Source organism: Ktedonobacter robiniae, assembly GCF_016587375.1.
Classification (GTDB): domain Bacteria; phylum Chloroflexota; class Ktedonobacteria; order Ktedonobacterales; family Ktedonobacteraceae; genus Ktedonobacter; species Ktedonobacter robiniae.
Genome location: NZ_BNJG01000001.1, coordinates 4033156 through 4055945 on the forward strand (window position 1 = coordinate 4033156; position 22790 = coordinate 4055945).

The following is a 22790-nucleotide window of genomic DNA, read 5'->3' on the forward strand; positions in this document are numbered from 1 at the left end:
AGGCAGCGGAGATCATGTCTCCGCTGCCTTTCTTTGCGTTCTAGGAACTACGTATCCGAAATCCTGAGCGCAGAGCGCTAGTCACGAGAGTGACGTTGGGTTTCGGAATAAGAAGGAAGCAAATTTATGATGAAAAGCCGCGCCCTGATCGTAACCAGACCTTTAGCGACTCATACGGTTGTGTTCGAGTAACCAGCGAATAAAGTTGAGGCGCCGACTCTCTTCAAGCATCTCGCGGTACTCAATCTGCTCATCAACATGCTCACGCATGAAGAGGAGCTTACGGGCCTCGGCTTCACTGAAACCGGCAGACAATAGACGCTGAATATCCGAAGCACGTGTGGTGTAGGACTGTTCTGGCATAACATGCTCCCTCAATCAATAAGGACAATGGGACAAACTACGATGGCGAACATTCCTGGTTGGCATCGGCCTCTCTGTTCATATTACATTTCGTCGACCTCATCGAGAGATAAGTGGAACTTAGTGAGGCTAATGGTAATAAAAAGAACAATACAACTAGAAAATGTGTACGTATACGAGGGATACCTCATTGTACCACGATTTTGCTTTCTTGTAATAAGACGTCCACAAACCAGTAATTTAGTAATAGCAATTTGTAATAGCAATTTTGAGATCCGTTCCTGGTATTATTTTTTCGCGGATTCTTGAGCGGTTCGGAAGAGGCGGAGGGCGCGTTCAGTCGCCTCCCGTGCCAGCTTATAGGCATGCTGCATCGCATATTCAAGCGTCATGGGGCCATCAGGAATAAGTATCAGGCCGTCTATGCCAAGCTGATAGACCTCTTGATAATTTTCGCCCAGACCACCTGCCAGGACAAGCACTGGGAGATGATAGCGTTTCGCCAGTTGGGCGACCGCACCTACGCTTTTTCCGTATGCTGTTTGTCCATCAAGGCGTCCTTCGGCGGAGATGACAAGATTCGCAGTGGGGAGATGCTGCTCTAAAGCGACCGCCTCCAGGACAATCTGTGCCCCTGGACGCAAACGCGCCTTCAAGAAGGCGACCAGCCCCGCGCCCATGCCGCCGGCTGCGCCCGCGCCAGGTAAATCCTTTACTCTGATGCATAGATCACGCTCAATGATCTCCGCATAGTGTGCTAACGCGTCGTCAAGTTCCTCAACCATGGCGGGATCGGCACCCTTCTGTGGACCATAGATCGCTGAGGCCCCCTCTGGCCCACAGAGGGGATTGGTGACATCACAGGCCACATCAAAGGTACATTCCTGTAGGCGCGCATCCAGGTTCTCAATATCAATATGATGTAGCCGCCGAAGTGCAGCTCCGCCATAAGGAAGCTCTTGTCCTTGCCTATCCAGTAAGCGCACGCCCAGGGCCTGAAGCATGCCCGCACCTCCATCGTTGGTGGCGCTTCCCCCCAGACCAATAATAAAATGGCGGCAACCCGCATCGAGGGCTGCACGAACCAGCTCCCCCACACCATAGGTTGTCGTGATGCGTGGATCGCGTGCCTCTGCCGCAACCAGGGGCAGGCCCGCGCTGGCGGCCATCTCTATTACCGCAGTCTCCCCATCGCCCAGTAACGCGTAAAAGGCCTTGACCGGAGCACCCAGTGGACCAGTCACAGTGCGCTCTATGATGCGGCCACCCGTTGCATCGGCCAGCGCCTGGGCTGTGCCCTCGCCACCGTCCGCGATGGGAATAATCTCGATGCTGGCCTGGGGATAGATGGTTTGCGCGCCTTCTGCAATGGCTTGCCCGGCCTCAATAGCGCTCAGGCTCCCTTTAAGGGACTGTGGTGCGATTACAATATGCATTATTTTCTTTCTCCTCTAGTGCCTACCTCGGCTCGTTGCGTGAGAACTGGGGAATGTGTTCCCAGAATTTGCATGCACTATATGTCTGCACTATACTACGAGGTGGTGCAGACACGTCGTTCTGTTGCTAGATGTTAGCTTTCTGGAGATTTCTCATAATGGTGCAAGCATGGTCCTGGAACATTCCTGCTCTCTGTATTCTGCTTCTTCTCACGATATTCTACGTTGTGGGCGTGGTACGCCTACGACGTCTCTCTTTATCTGAAGCGCACGCCTCTCCGGTGAAGGCGCGCCATATCATCTTTTTTGTGCTGGCATTGGCCTGTTCAATCGGAGCGTTCTTTTCGCCCATAGATGCTATCGCGCGTACGCAGCTCTTCTCGGTGCATATGACCCAGGTGGTGATCTTGATCACTCTCTGCTCGCCGCTTTTTATGGCGGCCTGCCCCGAAGAGATGTTGCGTCTCCTGTTCGCATTGCCTCCTATGCGCGTGCTGGCGCGGGTTCTCTTGCGCCCGCTAACGGCTTCGATTCTCTTCAACCTGATCTTCTTATTATGGCATACGCCGCTCTTATATAGCAGGAGCGTGACCAGTGCTGGGGTTTATCATGGCTGGTTGACCCTGGTTTTTGTGGCCTCGTTCTTAAACTGGTGGCCCCTCATTGGCCCCATGGTGGGCCAGCGTGCTTTAAGCCTGCCTATGCAGATGTTGTACGTCTTCCTGGATGGGCAGCCAGTCGATATCCTGGCCTTTCTCCTGGTGGTGACCGAGGTCCCAATCTACTCTCACTATATCATCCCCTATCAGCTTGGACTCTCGCCCTTTTCAGACCAGGCTGTAGGCGGCTCGATCTTGCTTATCCCAGGCATTGTCGACTTAATTGTGATGTCGCCGCTCTTTATCCGCTGGCTTAAGACGATTGAGCAGCGCGCGCGCGAGCGGGACTTGCAACGCCAGGCCGAAGAGGAAGAGTATGAATACGTAGAAGAGTGGGAGGAGGACGAGGCCGAAGACGTGGCGCATAGCTCGTCACGCCTAGCGGAGTAAGGGCGTGACGAAAATGACAGCTGTATTTGCAACATGCCTACCGTTGCCTGCGTATGTATGGAGGACACAGGAGATTCCCTTGAGATCATGAGTGTGTCCCCCTATTTTCGTGGAGGATTTGCATGTACCAGGACCCAGCCAGCCAGTCATCGGCGCAAGACATAAATATTCACCATTATGTGACAACAGGTTTCGAACTCCCCAATCATCGCATCGTGCGTACACTTGGGATTGTACGTGGTATCATTGTTCGCTCGCGTAGCGTAATAGGCACCGTTGGCGCCTCCTTTCAGCAGTTAGTTGGTGGAAACATTTCATTATATACGGAGCTTTGCGAGGAGACGCGAAACGATGCCTATGAATTGATGATTCAGCATGCACAACAGGTTGGGGCCAACGCGATTATTGGGGTGCGCTATGACGCGACCGAGATTACGCAGGGGGTAACCGAGGTGCTGTGCTATGGCACAGCGGTAGTGGTAGTATCCCAGGACCAGGGGTAATATGCTGGTTGAGAGAAATAGTGAAGGCCATAAACGAGAGCCCCTTCGAGAAGCAATACTTGGAGGGGCTCTCGTTTATGCGCACCATCTATCTAGCGTGCAAAGTGCTGCAGATAGTTGGTCCCGGCTTGATGCTCTTGAGCAGCGCGATATCCTGCTGGTTGAGCGGCTTGAGGCCAGGTTCCAGGTCAGATAACTACTTGTGAAAGTTTGGTAAAGTTCCCGTGTCCCGGTACCGCCGCGCTACGCCAGAGATAGAAATGACCCATGCCAAACGAGTTCCAGAATGGGATCGTTGCGATCAGATCATAATTTCTGGTCGCGATCATCTGTTTTGCAATGAAAGTTGCCTCATACGGATAGTAGTTAAAACTGAGTTCGATAACCGCGAAATAGCGATCTTTGATCGCCTGCGTTAGCGCTGGATCACCGAGGAGAGGCTGAGCACCGGGAGGAGCGTAATAAAAGTAGTTGACGCCGTTCCATTGCCAGGGCTCTGTAATATCTTTCGCATCGTAGCGAGACACTTCAATATCCTCAGCCAACAGGCGTCCACCTCCATCACGGATCTGGGTGTGCAGTTCTCTGCTTAACCCCCTGTATGAGCCCACTGAGTATAAATGGTCTGGGACTGCTGCGAGCCTAACATAAAGATGAGCAGGATCACTGATAAGCCTACGAGCCAGTGACGACCCTTGACCCGAGCAAAAGAAAAAGAATGCTGTACGTGACCTGATATCCAGGCTAGGGCAAATCCTGCCAGAGGCGCGGCAAAGAATAGACCAAAGGCAAGATGCTTATCGAATGAAACACCTTCTTGCTCGTAGATATGATACGCTGGCACTAGCCAGGACGAACCAAAGAGCAAGAGAGCTGTCAGACGAAACCGCTTATCCATCCGGAAGATAAGCACTAGTGCAACCAGCGCGGCTGCCCAGACAAGACCCCCCATCTGGAGCGCATGTAAAAACAACTCGAGGCGTGGCTTGATAATCTCAGCAACTCGGTTGGTAGTTGTGCCAGAGATGGCGTGAAAAGCCGATTTATCCACAAAGTAATAAGTTGTCACCATGCTGCCAGCCAGAGAAATCAGTGCCAGAACCAGGCGCAGGATCATCCGCCACCAGCCCAGAAAGGCCAGGCTAGTGAAGACGAGAACACCCAGCACTGGTAGCGAAAAGAGCATGGCAGCGTATTTGGTTAGAATTGAGAGCATCAGCAATGGCCCGATGAGTAGTGCCAGCCAGCTATGACGGCTCGTACCTATTTTAATGGCCAGACCAGTCCCCAGGGCGATTAAGAAAAGGCACATGGCATCAAACGTTGCCAGACGACTGAGATAGAGAACGGTCCCCAAAGAGGCGTAGGCAGCCGAAGCAAAGATCGCCGCCGGGCGCTGAAAAATTTTTTTTGTGCAAAAGTAGACGATCGTGTTCACGCCCATCATACAGAAGAGGCTATACGCCCGAGCTAATTCCAGCCCACCGACCTTATCTAATATCCCTCCGATAACTGGATAGACCCATGGATAACCTGAGAAGTAAAAGGCATAGTTCTCAAGCGGAGCCGGGCCACCCATCCAGTAACGGAAAAGTTGCTGCCCCGCATAGATGTAAAGGCCCTCGTCCTGGAAAGCCGTGTTGTGTAACGTCGCCAGCGAAACAATGGCTTGCGTAGCCAGGATGAGAAACAGTGGCCAGGCGGTCGGAGGGGAAAGAGTCCAGGGCTTTTTTCTTGTAATACTTCTGGTTATTGCTTTTGTTGTTGATGTTGATATTACTGCCATATATTGAGACTCCTATACTCCCGCATATCGCTGTTGGAGTTGAGATGCAAGCTGGCTCATCACAGCAAGCGAGTTGGGATCTGAGGTTATCGACCATTGCTTATCTAGAGCCTGGTTCGGCTTAAGGGCGGGAGAAGCATCGTGGTAGATCAATGCATATACCACGTGATTTGTCATCGCGGTAACGCCGATCTCAGAGAGCCAGGTTGATTTCTGGTCGGCCCGTCCAGAGGCGCTCACCTTCAGGATAATCGGTTTGCCGGGAAAGTGCAGGCCCGCCTCTTGTACAAGTGTCTCTGGATCACCCCAGTCAGTCCCAGGATAGTGAATCAGGTCGAGCACAACAGCACTGATGGAGCCCAAAGGTGGCTCATAAATTTGATCATTCAACGGATCAGCTGGCTCCCAGAGCCAAGAAACGTTGTTCGTCCCAAGTTGTTTGAAAAGAGACACAGTATGTAGCCAGGCGGGAGCCACATCCTGCGGGATACTACCGTTGGCGACGGCCGAGGTGAGTGCCCAGTTGCGATCAACTTGGAGCAAAATGGTAATCAAAACCGGCTTATTGTACGCGCGGATGTCCAGAGCCCAGCGAGTAAGGTCGTTGTCGTGCAAGCCATGACTAATGGATAGTAAGCCAGCATCGTTAGTGGGTCTGCCATTGGCCTGAAATCGCCCGAACTGGAGCGTAACCCAGGGAATAGCGTGATGTGCGGCTAGATTGTTGGCCCAAGAAAAATCGAATTTATCGGTCACGCTCTGAGTACGCCCGATGATTGCAAAGTTGGCCTTCAGTTCTTTCTCTGCTGCGGTTGGACGCGTCTTTAAGAGAGAAAATGGCAGGTCTAGCCCGAAATAGGGTGCGCTCCCAGCTGGCAGGACAAGCGGATAAGCCCGTGATGGCGCTCCCATCCAGTGATATGTGCCCGTAAGTAAGAGCAAGCTAGCTAGACCAACCGAAACTACTGCATTGCGTAGCGAACGCAGGCCGCGCGCGCGTTGAGGGACACGAGCAGTATAGGAAAATTGCTCGGATTGAGCAGATCCCGTCGCCCTGCGTTCAGCCCTGTGTTTTCGCCAATCCAGGAGATAAAGCGCGAGGAAACTGAACAACATGATCAGTGTATAGGTGACCCACATCAAGCTGATGAACAGTGCGGTGTAGACTTTTGCCTTGGCTTGCGAAGAATAAGCCAGCGCAGCCAGGCAAAGTACAATGAAAAAGATGTACACCCAGAGATACCTGCTCGCTTTGCTCGAGCGTTTCTTCGAGGTGACGGCGAAACCGACCTTACGTCGAAAGATGACTGTCATCAGGCTCTCGATCAAAACTGGGAAGCTTCCAAAGCCTATGATTATGCCTCGGATACCCGTGATTCCACGGCCAGCATACCAGATCGTCGCAGCACTGACCAGGAAATAGGGCAAGAAATGCAGCAGAAAGGAGTTTAAGGTCGAGCCCTGAACAGCTGGTACGCCCGTAAAAATGAAGAGGATAGGGCAGAGCAGGTAGAGCAGGTCGCGTAAGCCACATAAGTAATGCGTGCAGGCCAGAAAGTATTGCAAACGCTGGCCGATTTGCAAACCATTCTTTTTTGGCAAGAAGAGATCTCGCCAGTGCGTACGTAGGACCCCGATCGTACCTGTCGCCCAGCGGCGCTGCTGTTTCAGATACTCTGATAGATCCATTGGCCCCAGTCCAGTTGCTAGTACATCAGACACATAGACGCTACGCCAGCGCTGATGGAGCGTAATCGAAGCAGCAAAATCTTCCGTCACAGAATCCTGGGGAAGGCCGCCGATTTCATCCAACGCCTGCCCGCGAATCACCACATTGGTGCCGCAGATAAAGGCCGAGTTCCAGGTAGCTTTCCCGGGACAGAGTAGGTTATAAAACAGAGACTGCTGATCGTCAGCCCAGCGGGTTACTGGGTTATCCAGATTGCGATAATATTGGCCAGTCTGCACCCATCCAACCTTTGGATCGGCCAGATTTGGTACCGTTTTGAGCAGGAAATCTTCCGTAGCTACCTGGTCGGCGTCAAAGATCACAACCAACGCATTGCCGGTAGCTCCAACAAGCTGACGAGCATTTTCTATATTTCCAGCTTTGGCCCCTCCGGGCGTCTTACGAGTCACGCACACCACGCCCATTCTAGCGGCCAGTTCTTCAACTGTTTGCCAATCTGGTATTTGTGCGACATAGCCATCGTTGCAGATGACAATGGTTACCTCACCCCAGGGATAGTGCGAAAGATAGTTCTCGCGAGCTGAGAGCGCTCCTCGGATTGTTGGTTCAAGGATAGTCACTCCTTCGTTGACAGTGGGGATAAAGATGAAAATCGGGGCATGGGTCGGATTGACCGCGTAGTTTAATTTAGGCTGAGCACGAGGCCAGAACGTAAACTGCAAGCCCAACGTATGCAGCGCACCCAGGAATTCCGCAAACAAGAGTGGCAGCGCCAACCACCAGCCCGTCCAGTTAATGACCTCAACACGCCAGCTCATATAATCCATAAAGGTGATTGCCATGGATATTCCAAGCAGCATAGTAATCACCTTGTGCAGATCTATTTTTTTGCGCGTATTGGCTGTTATAATACACGCACCCAAAGTCATTGTTGCCAGTACTACCCAGACATTGGGAATCGTATATGCCGTCATATCAAGCGCCATATATCCCACTACTCCTAATGCCATCAGTACCAGCAGAAACGAGATCATCATAAACACCCTGTTCAGCCTGACGATCCTGTTGACACGCTGCCGCGCTGATCGAGGTTTGCGTGCAAGAGTTTTAAGCGGTACTGTGGGCGTCTCAGGCAGAAGTGCAGGTAAGGTTGCCACGACTGGCATCGGCAGCGTTTTCAACTGGTCCACAGACATACGAACATGATTTAGTTTTTTGGTGCTCAGCAACGCCTCTTCTGTCGGTGGAGAAACGAGCGCGTTTAAAACCTGGTCTATGGACGTCAAAGCAGAAGACGAATCCTGCTCCACCTGAGAAAAAGGATAAATCGCTCGGTTTAACAAAAAGAAATTGAACAAAGCCACAAGCGCAAAAACAGTAAGGCTAAAAGGTACCCACGGTTCGACCCCCCCTAAAATAGGCAGCGTGAATGGCTCCCAGAAACCGAACACTATGGGATAGAGGATATAGAGTACCGCCATGACCAGAATGTTGCATAGGACCAATGCGCTGATCTTCCAGATACGCCCGGCAGCTGGAACCTCGCGAAAAAGGCGTGCCATGTGCTTTAAAGTCATGAGTCCCTGACGCAAATCTGCCTTGCTCTGTCCATGTTTGCGCTGCTGAAAATGGTAGGGAACCTCAACTAGATGTTGCCAGGGACAGCGCAGCAGAATCTCCAACAAAATTTTATAACCGATAGGGCGCAAGATCACCTTTTGAAGAATAGATCGTTTGAGCAGGAAACAGCCGCCTAACGGGTCAGAGATGCGAGAAAGCTGCTCGGGAAACAGACTTTTGGCCAGCCACTTGAGCCCAAGCGAAAAGAAGAGGCGACTGAACCCATTCAGACCTCCACTGCTCCCGCCTTTTATATATCGGCTCGCCAACACCAGGTCCACCTGCTGGGCCACCGCTTCCTCGTAAAAAGTGCGCAATAGCTCCGGTGGATGCTGGAAATCTGCGTCAAGCACTGTAATATATTCGGCCTTTGCTAAGTACAAACCCTCTACCACTGCAGTTGCCAGACCTCCCGAGCGTGCTGGCCCAGGTAAACGATGCTCCAACTGGATAAACAGCCGAAGCGAATTCATTGCTTCTGCTGCGTTCCTAATTATCTGTGGCGTATCATCATCGCTATCGTCAACAAAAATCACCTCAACGCTCACATTATCCAGTACTTGCTCCAGAGTTGAGAGCAAAGGGACGACGTTGTCCCGCTCGTTCCTGGTCGGGATTATGATACTCAGGTCATATTTTGCTGAACTATTGACGTGTAAATGAGGGTCGCTGTCACTCTGTGGCTCCATTTGAATGTTTTGACTGCTATACATACTATTACTCGGAGTTGTGTTCTTAGATTCTTCTATCTCATCTAATAATTTTCGGCTCGCTATTGTGTGTTCATCATGGCTATCAATCGTCATGTAAAGCTCCACTTTTTTGAAATGCCAGAAAGAAAAGGAGGGCGACAGTACTGGTGAGGAGTCTACAACGATCCCTTCGACTGGAGTATAGTGAAAATGTTGAGGTAAGGATAAGCTGCGAAAGTATCAGAAAAGGGCTCTATCGTATCTTTGATTTTTCATCTCCTGAAAAGCCTTCGCTAAAACGCAGGATTTTTTTAGATATCGATGCTCACAAATTGGCTCTATAGGCTGCACGAAAAGCCATCCTCTATTGTGCTTATCTGTACCATTACCCCGAGGGAAATCTCAGTCAAAATTTGCATTTGGTCAGGTAAATATGTACCATTACCCTTACTTTATAGAATTTTTAGAGCCATAGCCATATATTCGTTCAGTGGTTTCTACAAATTCTCTTTACTTACACTCTCTTTATCATCATATGTATTTTCTAATTGCTCATCATTGACGAAGAGGAGATGAGTTGTTTATGAAGCAAAAGTCCGATCCAAAGAAGCTTCTGGCCTTTTGTGTTGCCCTCATAACGTTCGCAAGTAACCTGCTTTTCGCACTTGAAGCAACATTGCACGTATATGCACAGGCCTCACAGATCGCAGGCATTAGTAGCCTGAAGACCTATAGCACTCCCGGCAATGATCCCTGGGGAACAGCATTCGATAGCAAAGGGCGCATCTGGGTGGCGTTGCCAGGTTGTGATATTGGCTCAACCTGTTCCAGCACATCCGCCCCCGGCAAAATCGCGCTCTTTGATCCCTCTACAATGAGTTGGGTCTCGGTGGTCACGCTGCCCACAGGATACGGTCAACCGCTTTTTATTACGGCCGATCCATCTGACAATGTCTGGTTCAGTATGCCGGTGACCAACACGATCGGGGAGTATATTCCTTCAACTACCAGTGTAGCCCAATGGGCTGTGCCAACAGCTGGCTCAGGCCCATGGGGGATCGCATCGGATTCAAAAGGCAAAATCTGGTTTGCCGAACATTATGGCTACAAAATTGGCTCGTTTAATCCTACAACTCAGGCCTTTCAGGAGATTGCTACCCCTGCTACCAATAGCCAGCCATATGGCATTACGGTGGATAATTCCAATAATGTCTGGTTTACTGAAAATGCGGATTCTGTTGCCTTGATTGGAGAATACACCGCTGGCGGAACATTGCTGGAATATAAAATCCGCAACACTGCTACATCTGGTACTGGCCTGACACCTCATTTGATCACCATCGATCCAAATGGCAACCCATGGTGGTCTGAAGGGTGGGTCGGTGGTGTTGGCAGGTTAAATCTTGTCTCCGCTCTGCCTGGCACAAATAACGGTGTGACTGAATACTTTTATCCCCATTGCAATGGGTGCTCGTCGCATACCTCTGGGGTCAGTACTGATACACTGGGCGATGTCTGGATCGATGATTCTATACTCAACCAGTACGGCTACATGCCGCTGAGTGGGGGAGCGTTCTCTCTCTACTACGCCGCTCCCGGCAGTCATCCCCACGATGGCCTGAGAGTCGACTCCCAGAATAGAGCCTGGTTTACAGCAGAGTTTGCGAATACACTCTATCTCGCTATCCCTTCAACTGGCTCATCGACTCCCACTCCCACGCCGACTAGCACGCCTACAGCAACCGCAACAAGCACATCTACACCCACGCCAACCAGTATGCCTACATCCTGGACTACCCAGGCGAGAGACACCTTCCAGCGTGCGAATCAGGGCCTCTGGGGGACGGCGTCGGATGGGCAAACCTGGGGTGGCGACGCGAATGCGCAGAACGCCTTTTCCATCTCCGGGAACGCTGGCCTCGTCACTAATACTGGCAGCAATTCCTACAGCGCGGTTCTCGGGGCGAGCGAGACCAACGCAGAGGTGTACCTGACTGGCTCGCTCAGTGCCTTTAGCAATAGCAACTTTGGCAGTGTCCTGCGCTGGACCGATGGAAATAACTGGTACAAGGCCTATATCGATGGTTCCCAACTGATCATCCAGAAAAAAATCGCTGGTGTAACCACGCTCCTGGCCAGCGTTCCTTTCACGGCCACCGCTGGTACGCTGTATACCATCCACTTCCGCGCTGTTGGCACAACCCTGAGCGCCAACGTCTGGGCCTCATTCGGTAGCGAGCCGAGCAGTTGGATGGCAACGGTGACCGACAGTAGCCTGACTTCTGGTTTCTCTGGTCTGCGTGCGCTTACCCAGAGCGGCACGCTGATGGTGACTTCGTTCACCGCCAATGCGCCCTCCAGCACAACCCCAACGCCAACCTCGACACCAGCACCAACGCCTACGGCCACGGTCGGAGTAACTCCAAGCGCTACGCCAACATTTACGCCGACGCCAACCTCGACACCTGGCACGACGGTGGCAACGGATACCTTCCAGCGTACGAATCAGAGCCTTTGGGGGACGGCGTCAGATGGGCAAACCTGGGGTGGCGACGCGAATGCGCAGAACGCCTTTTCCATCTCCGGGAACGCTGGCCTCGTCACTAATACTGGCAGCAATTCCTACAGCGCGGTTCTCGGGGCGAGCGAGACCAACGCAGAGGTGTACCTGACTGGCTCGCTCAGTGCCTTTAGCAATAGCAACTTTGGCAGTGTCCTGCGCTGGACCGATGGAAATAACTGGTACAAGGCCTATATCGATGGTTCCCAACTGATCATCCAGAAAAAAATCGCTGGTGTAACCACGCTCCTGGCCAGCGTTCCTTTCACGGCCACCGCTGGTACGCTGTATACCATCCACTTCCGCGCTGTTGGCACAACCCTGAGCGCCAACGTCTGGGCCTCATTCGGTAGCGAGCCGAGCAGTTGGATGGCAACGGTGACCGACAGTAGCCTGACTTCTGGTTTCTCTGGTCTGCGTGCGCTTACCCAGAGCGGCACGCTGATGGTGACTTCTTTTGTAGCGAAGCAGGATTAGGGTTCTTCCTTTCTGTTTGGGTACGAAGGATGCGAGCCCACGTTCTTCGTGCCCAAACAGAATAAGATGGCTTGGAGAAAGGGAAAATGATGGTTGTCAGACGGTTTATCTTGAGTGGACTCTGTATCATTGCACTTTTGGCGCTGGCTGCCTGCAACTCTGGTGGAGACAACGGTGCCTCCGCTCAGAGTTCAAGCTCTGCGAACGCTGGAGCAACGAAAACGCCGCTGTTGGTGACACCCAAAAGCAGTAGTGGCAAACCAGGACAGGGGGCGCAAGTGATTGCTACTCCGTCGCCAGTGTCTGGAGGTCCGAAAGGAAGTCAGGAGGTCGTCTTGGGCGATCGCACCCTGATCATTTATAAAGTGAGTAAACAGAAAAGCGCGAATGCGAATTCCACGTTCGTCAAACTGGATCTTGCCATAATGAACGCGAGCGAGAAAGAGATACAGAATCTGCCCGCTTTCTTCCAGTTAATCGGACTCGAAGGAGATATTTTCTCATACCAATACAACAGCACTGATACCTTTTACGGCTCGGTCGCTGTTCACACAACTGCTACTGGTTCGATTGTGTTTCAATTGCCTACAGCAGCCGCTACGGGATTGAATTTGCTCTATCGTCCTGAAGTTGCGCAGGAGACGGTGATTGTCCCTTTAACCGTCACTTGATGGCTTCTCGCAAAAATGATACGTTCGTATCTCTTCCAGATACCATTGCTCGTTGAGAAGAAAGCGGTTCTTTTGTTACCTTCTTGTTCAGATGGCCAGTAAAAACTGCGGGAAAGGGAAATATTGGGATCTCTATTTGAGCCTCATTTATTTCGGCCACTGATAGCCCGCCTGTGTTTGTGAATAATATAAAGAAAGAGAATACCTGATTATGGTAGCAACACAACCCCATACAGTTACTGATACCATCGCAATTACTCGCACTTTTGATGGCATTGAGGAGGCGGCTCACCGCGTTATCGCTCAGGCAGGTGGTATGGCTTCTGTGGTTAAAGATGCTCATATGGCGATTCTCAAACCCAATTTTGTGGCTGGTCGATCCGCTGAAACGGGTTCTACTACCAGCTTTGCCCTCCTCAAGGCAGTTGCTGAAGAGGTACGTGCCTGCGGAGCTGAACCAGTGCTCTGTGAAACCCCTGGGACCGAGTTTGATCGCGAGGCGACTTACACTATCCTGGGAGTGGAGAAATTCTGTACAGAGAACGGCATCCGCATTGCGCGTGTAGATCCCGAGGGAGGTGAACAGGATTGGCTGACTCTTCATCCTGCTGGCGCCAAACGTCTGCGCCGCTTCCATATCCCTAAGTTTATGCAAGACGCCTGCTTTATTAATCTACCAGTGCTCAAAACCCACGTTGTTTCGGCCATGACCCTGAGTATGAAAAATTCAATGGGCATCCTGCCCCGTCCCGACCGGCGCGCCATGCATACCTTTGGCATCGATCAGTCGATTGTCGATATGAACCTCGGCATCAAGCCCGATCTGATCATTGTCGATGGCAGTGTTGGACAGGATGGCGAGGGGCCGCTCTATGGCGATAAGGCCGATTTGCAAGTCCTGGTAGCCGGACATAATAGCCTGGCCGTCGACCTGGCCTGCTGCAAACTCGTGGGCATTCAGCCGGGCTTGATCCCTCACTTGAGGCTAGCTCTGAAGCAGATGGGCATGCCTGAGTGGCGCGTGGTAGGAGAAGATCCAGGGCTGATCAAGCAGTTCCGCTTGCCAGAGCAAAAGCAACTCTACCGCTTTATATTCTGGCTGATGTATCCCCTGGACTATCCATATACCTGGATCACGGAGCGCGGAAAGCATTTCTGCACAACTCTCTATGGCACAGGCCTGGTTGGCAATCGCCCGCAAATCAAAGTTGACAACTGTACCCACTGCGGCAAATGCGTCGAAGCCTGTCCACTCCCGAATGTGATCAATCTCCAAACATTGAAGGTGAACTACAAGACCTGCCAACGCTGCCTGCTGTGTTTTGAGGCCTGCCCCGAGGACGCGATCAGCGTCAAAGGCTATTCGGGACTCAGAAAAGCCTGAGTTATATCAGTAAACTTCAGACAACTATGAACTTTACAAATCAAAGTATACACGCAATCAACTTGTGGATGCTTTACAAGAGTGGGAGAAATGAAATGAAAATTCTAATGACCGGTGCAACAGGCTTGTTGGGAGGACATCTGGTGCAATCGCTCCAGCAGCGGGGTGAGCAGATTCGCGCGCTGGTGCTGCCGGTGGAAAATGTCTCGAAGTTGGAAGCACAAGGCGTTGAGGTAGTACGCGGCGATGTGACGGATGCCAGTACCCTGACTCCTGCTGTGAAGGACGTCGAGGTTATTATCCACCTCGCGGGTATGATGGGCGTGAATCGTCCTCTGGCGGATTATCGCCTGGTGAACGTGATGGGCACCGAAAATCTCTATCGCGTCGCCCAAGCCGAGGGTGTGCGTCGTTTCGTTCATACGAGCTCACATACGGTCTACGGGCTCGGCCACGGACGCTTTATGACAGAAGAAGATCCGCTGAAACCCGATCCTGATCCTTACGGGATCACCAAAGCGGAAGGCGATCGCTTGCTTCAACGCTTGCAGCAGGATAGCAAGGTAGAGACGGTTATTCTGCGCCCCGGCACATTCTTTGGACCCGGTGACCGCTTGCATTATGGGCGCATGGCGCAACGGGTCAAAGCTGGCAAAGGCGTGATCATTGGACGCGGCAACAACGCGCTGCCTTTCTGCTACGTCACCGATATTGTGCAGGGGTTTCTCCTGGCCACCTATCACAAGAACGCTCCTGGTAATATTTATAACATTACCAATGATCATCCCATGACTCAGTTGGAGATCTTCAATGCCATCGCGGATGATGTCGATGTGCCACATCCGACACGGCGCCTGCCCTATCTCCCCATCTATTACGGCAGCATGGGCGCGGAAATCATCGCTAAGATCACTGGCACCAAACCGATCGTGACCCGTTTAGGCGCGTTGATGTTCGGCTCGGATAACAAACATAGCGTCGAGAAGGCCCGCCGCGAGCTAGGCTACGAACCGGCGGTCCCGCTACGCGACGGTCTGAAACTGGCAGCGGCATGGTTCAACTCAGGCGGTATGGATCAGCCGCTGGTCACACAGGCCAGCCAGTATGCTCCGCTGGGAGGAGCCAGAAACTAAGTGTCCCTGTCTGGAGAGATCCGTATCTATTCTTAAGAAAGCGGAAAGAGTACATATGAAAGCACTCGTAACAGGAGCAGCTGGTTTTCTCGGCGGTCATCTCGTGGAAATGCTGGTCGAACGTGGCGATGAAGTGCGCGCGTTTATTCAGCATGGTCAGGACCCAACATTTTTGCAGACCCTCTCCGGTGTTGAGGTCATTCAGGGCGATTTGACGGATCGTACCTCCCTCAAATGTGCTGTCCAGGGAATACAGCGCGTCTATCACGTGGCAGCTAAAACGGGCCCGTGGGGGCCCGAAGCAGCCTACGAGGCAGTCAATGTCCGGGGCGTGCTTGACCTGATTGCAGCCGCTATGGAGGCTGGGGTACAACGCATTGTGCATACCAGCTCAATTACTGTGTATGGCCATCATCTGCGCGGCGTTATCACCGAGGACAACCCCTATCACGCCGAGGACAACCCCTATAGCCGCACCAAAATCTCCAGTGAGCACCTGATCTTCCAGCGCGTCAAAGAGCACGGTGCGCCCGTCGTGATTATACGTCCCGCGTGGATCTACGGGCCGCGTGATACAGCCAGCTTTGGTCGTTTCGTCAAGCTCGTCGAATCCGGCAAAGGCTTCATTCTAGGTAATGGAAGAAATATTGTACCTGTCGTGTATGTACGTGATGTGGCTCAAGGCCTGATCAAAGCCGGAGACGCTGGTAATCATGCCGTTGGACGAGCATATACCATCGCCAATGATCAGCGGGTAACACAGGAGGATTACTTGAACCTCATTGCCGATGAACTCCATGTGCCTCATCTCACGCGTCAATATCCTTATTCAGCCGCGTATTTGGCGGGCAGGATTGCCGAAACAATCTGGAAAGTCAAAGACCCTCAGAGGCAAACACCACCGCCAGTTTCCACCTATGGGATTACCCTCTTAGGCGGGGATCAGCGATTTTCTATTGACCGGGCGCGGCAGGAATTAGGTTATAATCCCGAATTCGATGTAAAACGTGGTGTAGCTGAAGGAGTCGCCTGGTATTTGAACCGGGAAAGTCGCACGACCAGACAAAACGAAGCTGTTTCGTCTGGAACTTGAAACTCACAGTAAGCATGTAGGAAAACTCAAGATACGATAGTACGCTTGATGCGATACCTTTGTCGCTAGTCTTCTTCCCCAGGTTTTAATACACTACGAGAGTGAGAGACAAAATCGTCGCTGAAAATCTTTTTATCTAACCTGTGTTTTGTTGAATGCGCGGGTTGAGCATAGGGTGGGGTCTGCAAATAACTGATTACAGAAGCCGCTGGCTTGCTCTAGATTGTCGTGGATAGAGGCAAACAAGGAATTTGACCAGTTTAACAGGGAGAAAAATATGCTCGAAGTATTGCCTAAAATAGCAAAGATGCAAGCATCGTATGCACTTGGAAAGCCGCTGGCGCTTCCTATGAACTATACTATCAGCGTCAGCTACCGCTGCAATTCACGCTGTAAAACATGTAATGTTTGGCAAAGACCGAATGATGATTTCACGCTGGAAGAATATGAAAAAACATTCGCATCAATTGGCAGAGATGCCTACTGGTTTACGTTCAGCGGTGGTGAACCAACCCTGCGCAAAGATCTGCCAGATATGGTAGCCTCGGCCTATCGCCATTGTCGGCCCGGCATCATTAATATCCCAACTAACGGCATTCAGGACAGTATCATCCCTGGTCGCATCGAACAGGTCTTGCTGGCTGCGCCAACTAGCGAAGTAATTATTAACCTGTCCCTGGATGGCGTGGGCGAAAAGCATGACATCATCCGAGGTGTCAAAGGAAACTTTGAGCGGGCCATGCGCACATATGCAGGTCTGAAGAACTTGAAGGGGCGCTATAAAAACTTCACGCTGGGCGTTCATACGGTTATCTCAAACTTTAATGTGCATGAATTTGAAAATATCTATTCATTTGTGCGCGACGAGCTCAAGCCCGATTCGTTCATCAGCGAAATCGCGGAAGAGCGCGTTGAACTGGACACAGTAGGCATGGGCATTACCCCTCCGATCGAGAAGTATCAGCCGGTGATCGAGCGCTTGCAGCAGGGCATTCGTAATGCTGAGTTCAGCGGCGTCTCCAAGATAACGCAGGCCTTCCGGGACCGCTATTACGATATGGTGAAACGCACTCTGGTTGAGCAGCGCCAGATCATTCCCTGCATGGCTGGTGTGGCATCCGCGCAGATTGCCCCGAACGGTGATGTCTGGACCTGCTGTATCCGTGCGGAGTCGGTTGGCAACCTGCGCGAACACAACTATGATTTCCGCTCGGCCTGGATGACCAGCAAGGCCAATGAGTTGCGCCAGAGCATTAAAGCTGGTGAATGCCATTGCCCTCTAGCTAACGCAGCCTATACCAATATGGTCTGCCATACTCCTACTCTGGCCGGCGTGGCCACACAGGTCGGCAAAGAGATTGTCGCCGAAAGGCTCCCTGGTAGATCTTCCAGCAAACGACGCAGCCTGCCAGTGCTCAGTGCTACCGATACAGCCGTGGCAGTCAGCAGCAACGGCAACGGCCATCGCGCTCCACGTAGCCTGCCGATGCTAAACGCCACTGACGTACAGGATGGGTGTGCCAATGATTAGCGAGAACGCTATTATATCGTGTCTTTTTGAGGATGAATAGTGAGATTTAGAGGCTGAATCATGCAAGACCAGTATGTATTCCAAAATGACGAAACTGCTGGCATGAAACAAGATGAGGACGTGTGCAGTTGTAGTGTCGGTATCATGGCTTACAACGAAGAGGCCAATATCGCCCACACTATCAATCTGGTTCTGGCGCAGCAAGGTCCAGCCCTGCACATCAAAGAAATCATTGTTGTGGCCAGTGGATGCACCGACCGTACTATACCGATTGTCATGGAAATTGCCCGCACAGAGCCACGCGTACACTTGTGTATTCAGGAAAAACGTGAAGGCAAGGCTTCTGCGATCAATCTATTTCTCAAACAGGCAAAATGTAAAATAGTCATTCTAATAGGAGCAGATGTTATTCCAGCTGATGGCGCATTGAATAACCTCTGCGCACCACTCAGAGACACGACTATCGGCATGGTTGGAGGTCGCCCAGTCCCGGTAAATGACCAGGAGACTTTTATGGGCCATGCCGTCCATCTGCTCTGGCGTCTGCACGATCGCATGGCGCGAATCCAGCCGAAGTTGGGCGAAGTAATCGCCTTCAGAAACGTCATTTCGGGCATTCCAACCGGTAGTGCTGTTGACGAAATATCGATACAGGCGCTCATTTCTCAGCTTGGGTATAAGACGATCTACGAGCCTGGTTGTGTTGTCTATAACAAGGGTCCGCTAAATATGTACGATTTTCTAAAACAGCGCCGCCGCATTTACGCGGGTCATTTGCAGGTGCGCGATCAGCAGCATTACGAAGCTTCGACCATGAAAACCGCCTCGATCTTCCGCGAGTTGCTGCGGCATCGCGATTTTACGAGGAGCGGTCCCAAACAGATGCTCTGGACGCTGGGAACAATATGTCTCGAAGGCATGGCTCGTCTGCAAGGTTACTACGACTACCTGCACAAGCGGGAGCATCATATCTGGCAAATGGTGGAATCCACCAAGGACCTGGATGCAGATAAACGCATGTTGCGACGCTTGAGTGACGTTGTGAGTGTGATTATCTTTCGCTTCATTCTAGATGACCCTGAAGGTAACCTCCTGAATCCTGATAGCAATGACCGCGATGCCACAGAGGCGGTACGCAAACTCTTTCCTGTGCTCCGCAGCCAGGTACACTCCGTCGGCAAACTTGCCCTTTCGATCAGCGAAGCTGGTATCCTGACCGCCATTATCCGGGCTGAACAAAGTGAAGTGGAAGAGATCTCCAGGCAGATCCAAGAAATCGTACAAAGCACGCCTGTGCGCATTAGTACACACGGACGAAAGGTCAAGATGATGGCCGTGTATAGCTCTCTGACATTTAAGGGGAAACACAACAATATAACCATAACAAGCCCGCTGGTAACCGAGACACGAATTGCTACGGGTGTGGGCGAAACGATTCTCTAAATAAATAGAAAAGTAGAAGAAACAAAAGGCATGAAGGCGATCTTCGAAGCGCTTGTAGCAGCTTGTGAGCAGAAAGTAAGGAGTACCGTATGACGATCCTGGTGACAGGGGCCACCGGCTTCTTAGGCAGCGCATTGGTGGTCGAATTGATCAAGCGCCAGCAAAAAGTGCGCGTGCTCGTTCGCGATTCCAGGAAAGCGCGTGAGCAATTTGGCGAGAAGGTGGAAATCATATCAGGGGACATTACCAACGCCAGACAGGTGCAGCTGGCGGTTGGAGGCGTTGATACACTTTATCACCTTGCTGGTCGACTCTATCATCCCGCGACTCCGGCAGCGCTCTATTATCAGACGCATGTCGAAGGCACACGCACATTACTCAACGCATGCCAGAGCCAGTCAAGCCTACGAAAGATTGTTCATGTCAGCACTACCGGCGTCCACGGTGTCACCGGGCCAACACCTGCGGCTGAAGATGCTCCTTTTGCGCCTACCAATCCCTATGAGCGTACAAAACTGGAGGGAGAGCAGCTGGCGCTTAAAGTTTTTCAGGAGCAAGGATTGCCGGTCAGCGTCGTTCGGCCGGGGCTGGTCTACGGTCCTGGCGATCTCCACCTGCTCGGTTTTTTTCGCACTATTCAAAAAGGTTTTTTTCGTGTAATTGCTGGCGGGAAATCGTGCCTTCATCCAGTCTATATCGATGACATGGTCTCCGCTTTTTTGCTAAGCGCCGAATCCGAAAAGTCACTCGGGCAGGCCTACAATATCGCTGGTAACCAGGTTGTGAGCATGCACCAGCTGGCGACCGCGATAGCAAAGTCGATGGATCGCAACCTGCCTGGGGGAAGTATTCCGCTCTGGCTGGCTAGGCTGGCCTCAGACATCTTCGCTATTACTCCTGGTTTGCAAGGAGAGAAAGCTCCCCTGACGCGCAGCCGAGTCGAGTTCCTGACGAACAGCCGCGTCTATGACATCAGCCGGGCCAGGGCCGAGTTGGGATACTCCCCCAGAGTGGAACTCGAAGAAGGTCTGAAACAAACTGCTGCCTGGTATGAAAAACACGGTCTTTTAGCAAGCTAAACATTATGTTATCTTGTTTGCATAATGAGAAAGTAGATAGGCATGAAACGTGCGCTAAACTCTCCTGCTGTCAAAGTTATTATTGGTCTCTTGATAGGCGTCGCCTTATTATTGCCAATTTCTCGCTTTGTCAATCTGGCTTCGAGCCTCTACCTGGTTCAGCAGCATATTATGACCCCCGCCGGCATAACCTTCACTCTCCTCTCAGGCGCCTTCTTCATCCTGGCCTTCGCCATTCGCGGCGCGCGTTGGAAACTCTTCCTGAATCCGAATGACCAGGTGAAAACTAGCACGGCTGTGCGCCTGGTCCTGGTGAGTACTTTTATCAACTTCCTGCTGGTGACTGGAAGTGGCGAACTGGCGCGCTCGCTCATTCTCAAGCGCACACACAATATCCCTGTGAGTAGTTCGCTGCCTTCGGTCACCGTGGATCGATCCCTGGACCTGTTGCCTGCACTGATTATTATGATCATCGTGCCATTCCTCGGTCTGCAAATGGATCTCAAACTCTGGGTAATCATGGGCACCGTCGCTGGCGTCTTTGTCGGCCTGGTTGCTTTTGTCGGCCTGACTATCTGGAAGCGTGCAACTGCTATCAAGCTGCTCCATGCCACTTTAGGCTTGCTTCCCAGAAAATTTTCCAGCAAGATCGAGGCCTTCGCAACCAACCTGGTCGACTCATTGATTGTTGCCGCCAGTCGCCCCAGGATCTTTCTCCCCGCAATCTCTCTGACCTGTGTGGCGGTAATTTGTGATGGCCTCTTTGCCATGTTTGTCTTCTGGGCCATTGGCCTGCCAATGTCGTTTGGGGCTGCCATCTTCGGCTATACCGTCTTCAATATGTCCTTCATCCTTCCAACTACACCTGGCCGTGTTGGCAGCAACGAAATTGTGGGCCTGCTGGTCTTTACCGGACTCCTCCATTTCCCCGCTGACAAGGTGACGGCCATGTTTCTTGTTTCTCACCCCTGGTCCGCTGTGCTCATGTGTGTCTCCGGTCTGGTCTGTCTGAAAAGCCTGGGCCTGACCATTTCTGCCGCCTTGAAAATGCGTCCCCAAAATGACTCCCAAGATATCTCACAGGCCTCCTCACCAACTATCTCTTAAGGCGTTTTCAAAGAGAACACCTACGCAGCACCATGGAAAATATCCTTGATGAGGAGGATGAGGAAACAATGAAACTCCCCCAATCAAAGTCTGAGCGTACACCATTCCGCTTTTCACCAGGGCAATCTCATCTCTCATAAAATGAAGCTGCAATTGCCCTGCTCTTTTCACTAGAATCACGTGTGACCTTCCTTCCCAATCATCGGTTGCCAAAATTCTTTCTACGAGCGTTTCTCATATAGGCAGTTGCCAACCTCATCTCGAAGGCAAATAAGCCGAAAAGGATACCAAATCAACCCCAGTGTAGACGCCACCAAATATGCACCAAAGGTGCACCATAATATAACCCGGAATATGGAAACATTTAAATGGATGTGATATAGTGATAATAGTTTCACGGCAAAAATAACATTAGCCAGAATTCAAGGCAGAGATGCTAAATTGCTGGTATAAGTAGGTGCAAAAGCAAGTGCAAGTAGTACGATGCAATCCTGAAAATGAGGATCGTGCTACAACTGTTCAAAGGGCAATGGTCCTTGATCTAGATTTGCCGAGAATATGAAGTGGCTTCCAATCTGGTGTATCATTGGCGTGATATAATTTGAGAACGAGCTCCCCAGGTCTTTGCCGATCCACGAACTAGAGGGAATGCCAACAAAGCGCGCTTTCCAGCAGCGTCGCCCGGAGATCCGCCGCCTGGATCAGGGCATGCAATATGCGGTAACCCGGTTAGCCTCGTTGTTGCAGAAGCACGGATACGAATCAGTTATAGCAGCATGTGGGAGATCAACTGAAAATGCCTGCCTACATTGATCTCTTTACATGGACCCCTCAAAGAGGAGGAAGTCTATCTGCATGAATATGAGGACTTGGAGGATACTAGGACTCATATTGCGCGCTTTCTCGATCTCGTATACGTGCCGAAAAGGGTTTCGCTTAGCGCTCAATTCTCGACTGCCTACTGAGGTTTGAAGCATTGTAGATAGCTGAGTGCCTTGAAACTTGTCTCCTAAACAGTGTCCAAGTTTAGGGATAAAGCACATGTGATGCACACTTATCATAAGCCTGGTGCCAGGGGGGCACATTAACCTCAGAGATAATTTTGGACGCACGACTGATTGCTTTTTGTCTCAGGTTGAGTACGCACCGAAGCGACCACTATGTTTTGTGGAG

At 51.5% G+C, this 22790-nt stretch carries 16 protein-coding genes; 11 read left to right on the forward strand and 5 right to left on the reverse strand.

Features of this window, described 5'->3' with window-relative positions; translation table 11 throughout:
• Positions 1–162: 162 nt before the first annotated feature.
• Together JMJ04_RS16820 and JMJ04_RS16825 are read right to left on the reverse strand one after the other, a co-directional pair.
• On the reverse strand, positions 163–363 hold the full coding sequence (locus tag JMJ04_RS16820) for a hypothetical protein (protein WP_201371606.1): 201 nt from the start codon (positions 361–363) through the stop codon (positions 163–165).
• A 287-nt stretch (positions 364–650) separates the two neighbouring features.
• The gene (locus tag JMJ04_RS16825; protein WP_201371607.1) at positions 651–1799 is read right to left on the reverse strand and encodes a glycerate kinase; all 1149 of its coding nucleotides are present in this window, start codon (positions 1797–1799) and stop codon (positions 651–653) included.
• Positions 1800–1957: 158 nt separating this feature from the next.
• Between JMJ04_RS16825 and JMJ04_RS16830 the strand changes: the two genes are divergently transcribed.
• Positions 1958–2848 (forward strand): cytochrome c oxidase assembly protein, encoded by an 891-nt coding sequence (locus JMJ04_RS16830; protein ID WP_201371608.1) that lies wholly within the window; start codon positions 1958–1960, stop codon positions 2846–2848.
• Between the two features lie 122 nt (positions 2849–2970).
• Positions 2971–3351, forward strand: coding sequence for a YbjQ family protein (locus JMJ04_RS16835; protein WP_201371609.1), 381 nt, complete (start codon positions 2971–2973; stop codon positions 3349–3351).
• A gap of 188 nt (positions 3352–3539) precedes the next feature.
• Here JMJ04_RS16835 and JMJ04_RS16840 read toward each other — a convergent pair whose 3' ends face one another.
• The 3 genes from JMJ04_RS16840 to JMJ04_RS16850 all read right to left on the reverse strand — a co-directional run bounded on the left by JMJ04_RS16840 (position 3540) and on the right by JMJ04_RS16850 (position 9253).
• Entirely contained in the window at positions 3540–3878 is a 339-nt protein-coding gene (locus JMJ04_RS16840) for a hypothetical protein (protein ID WP_236038049.1), read from the reverse strand.
• Positions 3879–3940: 62 nt separating this feature from the next.
• The gene (locus JMJ04_RS16845) at positions 3941–5137 is read right to left on the reverse strand and encodes a glycosyltransferase family 39 protein (RefSeq protein WP_201371611.1); all 1197 of its coding nucleotides are present in this window, start codon (positions 5135–5137) and stop codon (positions 3941–3943) included.
• Between the two features lie 12 nt (positions 5138–5149).
• Positions 5150–9253: a glycosyltransferase gene (locus JMJ04_RS16850; protein WP_201371612.1), complete on the reverse strand. Its 4104-nt coding sequence runs from the start codon at positions 9251–9253 to the stop codon at positions 5150–5152.
• Positions 9254–9722: 469 nt separating this feature from the next.
• Here JMJ04_RS16850 and JMJ04_RS16855 point away from each other — a divergent pair, with 469 nt between their 5' ends.
• From JMJ04_RS16855 to JMJ04_RS16895, 9 genes are all read left to right on the forward strand, one after another.
• A complete protein-coding gene (locus JMJ04_RS16855; protein ID WP_201371613.1) occupies positions 9723–12176 on the forward strand; it encodes a virginiamycin B lyase family protein in 2454 nt (817 codons plus the stop codon).
• An 86-nt stretch (positions 12177–12262) separates the two neighbouring features.
• Positions 12263–12847, forward strand: coding sequence for a DUF4352 domain-containing protein (locus JMJ04_RS16860; protein WP_201371614.1), 585 nt, complete (start codon positions 12263–12265; stop codon positions 12845–12847).
• 211 nt (positions 12848–13058) lie between these two features.
• Complete coding sequence (locus JMJ04_RS16865) at positions 13059–14231, forward strand: DUF362 domain-containing protein (protein ID WP_201371615.1); 1173 nt, start codon at positions 13059–13061, stop codon at positions 14229–14231.
• A gap of 95 nt (positions 14232–14326) precedes the next feature.
• The gene (locus JMJ04_RS16870) at positions 14327–15364 is read left to right on the forward strand and encodes an NAD-dependent epimerase/dehydratase family protein (RefSeq protein ID WP_201371616.1); all 1038 of its coding nucleotides are present in this window, start codon (positions 14327–14329) and stop codon (positions 15362–15364) included.
• Positions 15365–15419: 55 nt separating this feature from the next.
• Positions 15420–16457, forward strand: a complete 1038-nt coding sequence (locus JMJ04_RS16875; RefSeq protein ID WP_201371617.1) for an NAD-dependent epimerase/dehydratase family protein — start codon at positions 15420–15422, stop codon at positions 16455–16457.
• Between the two features lie 277 nt (positions 16458–16734).
• The gene (locus JMJ04_RS16880) at positions 16735–17988 is read left to right on the forward strand and encodes a radical SAM protein (RefSeq protein ID WP_201371618.1); all 1254 of its coding nucleotides are present in this window, start codon (positions 16735–16737) and stop codon (positions 17986–17988) included.
• 102 nt (positions 17989–18090) lie between these two features.
• The gene (locus JMJ04_RS16885) at positions 18091–19431 is read left to right on the forward strand and encodes a glycosyltransferase family 2 protein (RefSeq protein ID WP_201371619.1); all 1341 of its coding nucleotides are present in this window, start codon (positions 18091–18093) and stop codon (positions 19429–19431) included.
• 89 nt (positions 19432–19520) lie between these two features.
• Positions 19521–20510, forward strand: a complete 990-nt coding sequence (locus JMJ04_RS16890; RefSeq protein WP_201371620.1) for an NAD-dependent epimerase/dehydratase family protein — start codon at positions 19521–19523, stop codon at positions 20508–20510.
• Between the two features lie 42 nt (positions 20511–20552).
• On the forward strand, positions 20553–21617 hold the full coding sequence (locus JMJ04_RS16895) for a lysylphosphatidylglycerol synthase transmembrane domain-containing protein (protein WP_201371621.1): 1065 nt from the start codon (positions 20553–20555) through the stop codon (positions 21615–21617).
• Positions 21618–22790 lie beyond the last annotated feature (1173 nt).

Coding starts and splice junctions, on each gene's coding strand:
- JMJ04_RS16820 (WP_201371606.1), bottom strand. CDS start 363: ATGCCAGAACAGTCCTACACCACACGTGCTTCGGATATTCAGCGTCTA.
- JMJ04_RS16825 (WP_201371607.1), bottom strand. CDS start 1,799: ATGCATATTGTAATCGCACCACAGTCCCTTAAAGGGAGCCTGAGCGCT.
- JMJ04_RS16830 (WP_201371608.1), top strand. CDS start 1,958: ATGGTGCAAGCATGGTCCTGGAACATTCCTGCTCTCTGTATTCTGCTT.
- JMJ04_RS16835 (WP_201371609.1), top strand. CDS start 2,971: ATGTACCAGGACCCAGCCAGCCAGTCATCGGCGCAAGACATAAATATT.
- JMJ04_RS16845 (WP_201371611.1), bottom strand. CDS start 5,137: ATGGCAGTAATATCAACATCAACAACAAAAGCAATAACCAGAAGTATT.
- JMJ04_RS16850 (WP_201371612.1), bottom strand. CDS start 9,253: ATGACGATTGATAGCCATGATGAACACACAATAGCGAGCCGAAAATTA.
- JMJ04_RS16855 (WP_201371613.1), top strand. CDS start 9,723: ATGAAGCAAAAGTCCGATCCAAAGAAGCTTCTGGCCTTTTGTGTTGCC.
- JMJ04_RS16860 (WP_201371614.1), top strand. CDS start 12,263: ATGATGGTTGTCAGACGGTTTATCTTGAGTGGACTCTGTATCATTGCA.
- JMJ04_RS16865 (WP_201371615.1), top strand. CDS start 13,059: ATGGTAGCAACACAACCCCATACAGTTACTGATACCATCGCAATTACT.
- JMJ04_RS16870 (WP_201371616.1), top strand. CDS start 14,327: ATGAAAATTCTAATGACCGGTGCAACAGGCTTGTTGGGAGGACATCTG.
- JMJ04_RS16875 (WP_201371617.1), top strand. CDS start 15,420: ATGAAAGCACTCGTAACAGGAGCAGCTGGTTTTCTCGGCGGTCATCTC.
- JMJ04_RS16880 (WP_201371618.1), top strand. CDS start 16,735: ATGCTCGAAGTATTGCCTAAAATAGCAAAGATGCAAGCATCGTATGCA.
- JMJ04_RS16885 (WP_201371619.1), top strand. CDS start 18,091: ATGAAACAAGATGAGGACGTGTGCAGTTGTAGTGTCGGTATCATGGCT.
- JMJ04_RS16890 (WP_201371620.1), top strand. CDS start 19,521: ATGACGATCCTGGTGACAGGGGCCACCGGCTTCTTAGGCAGCGCATTG.
- JMJ04_RS16895 (WP_201371621.1), top strand. CDS start 20,553: ATGAAACGTGCGCTAAACTCTCCTGCTGTCAAAGTTATTATTGGTCTC.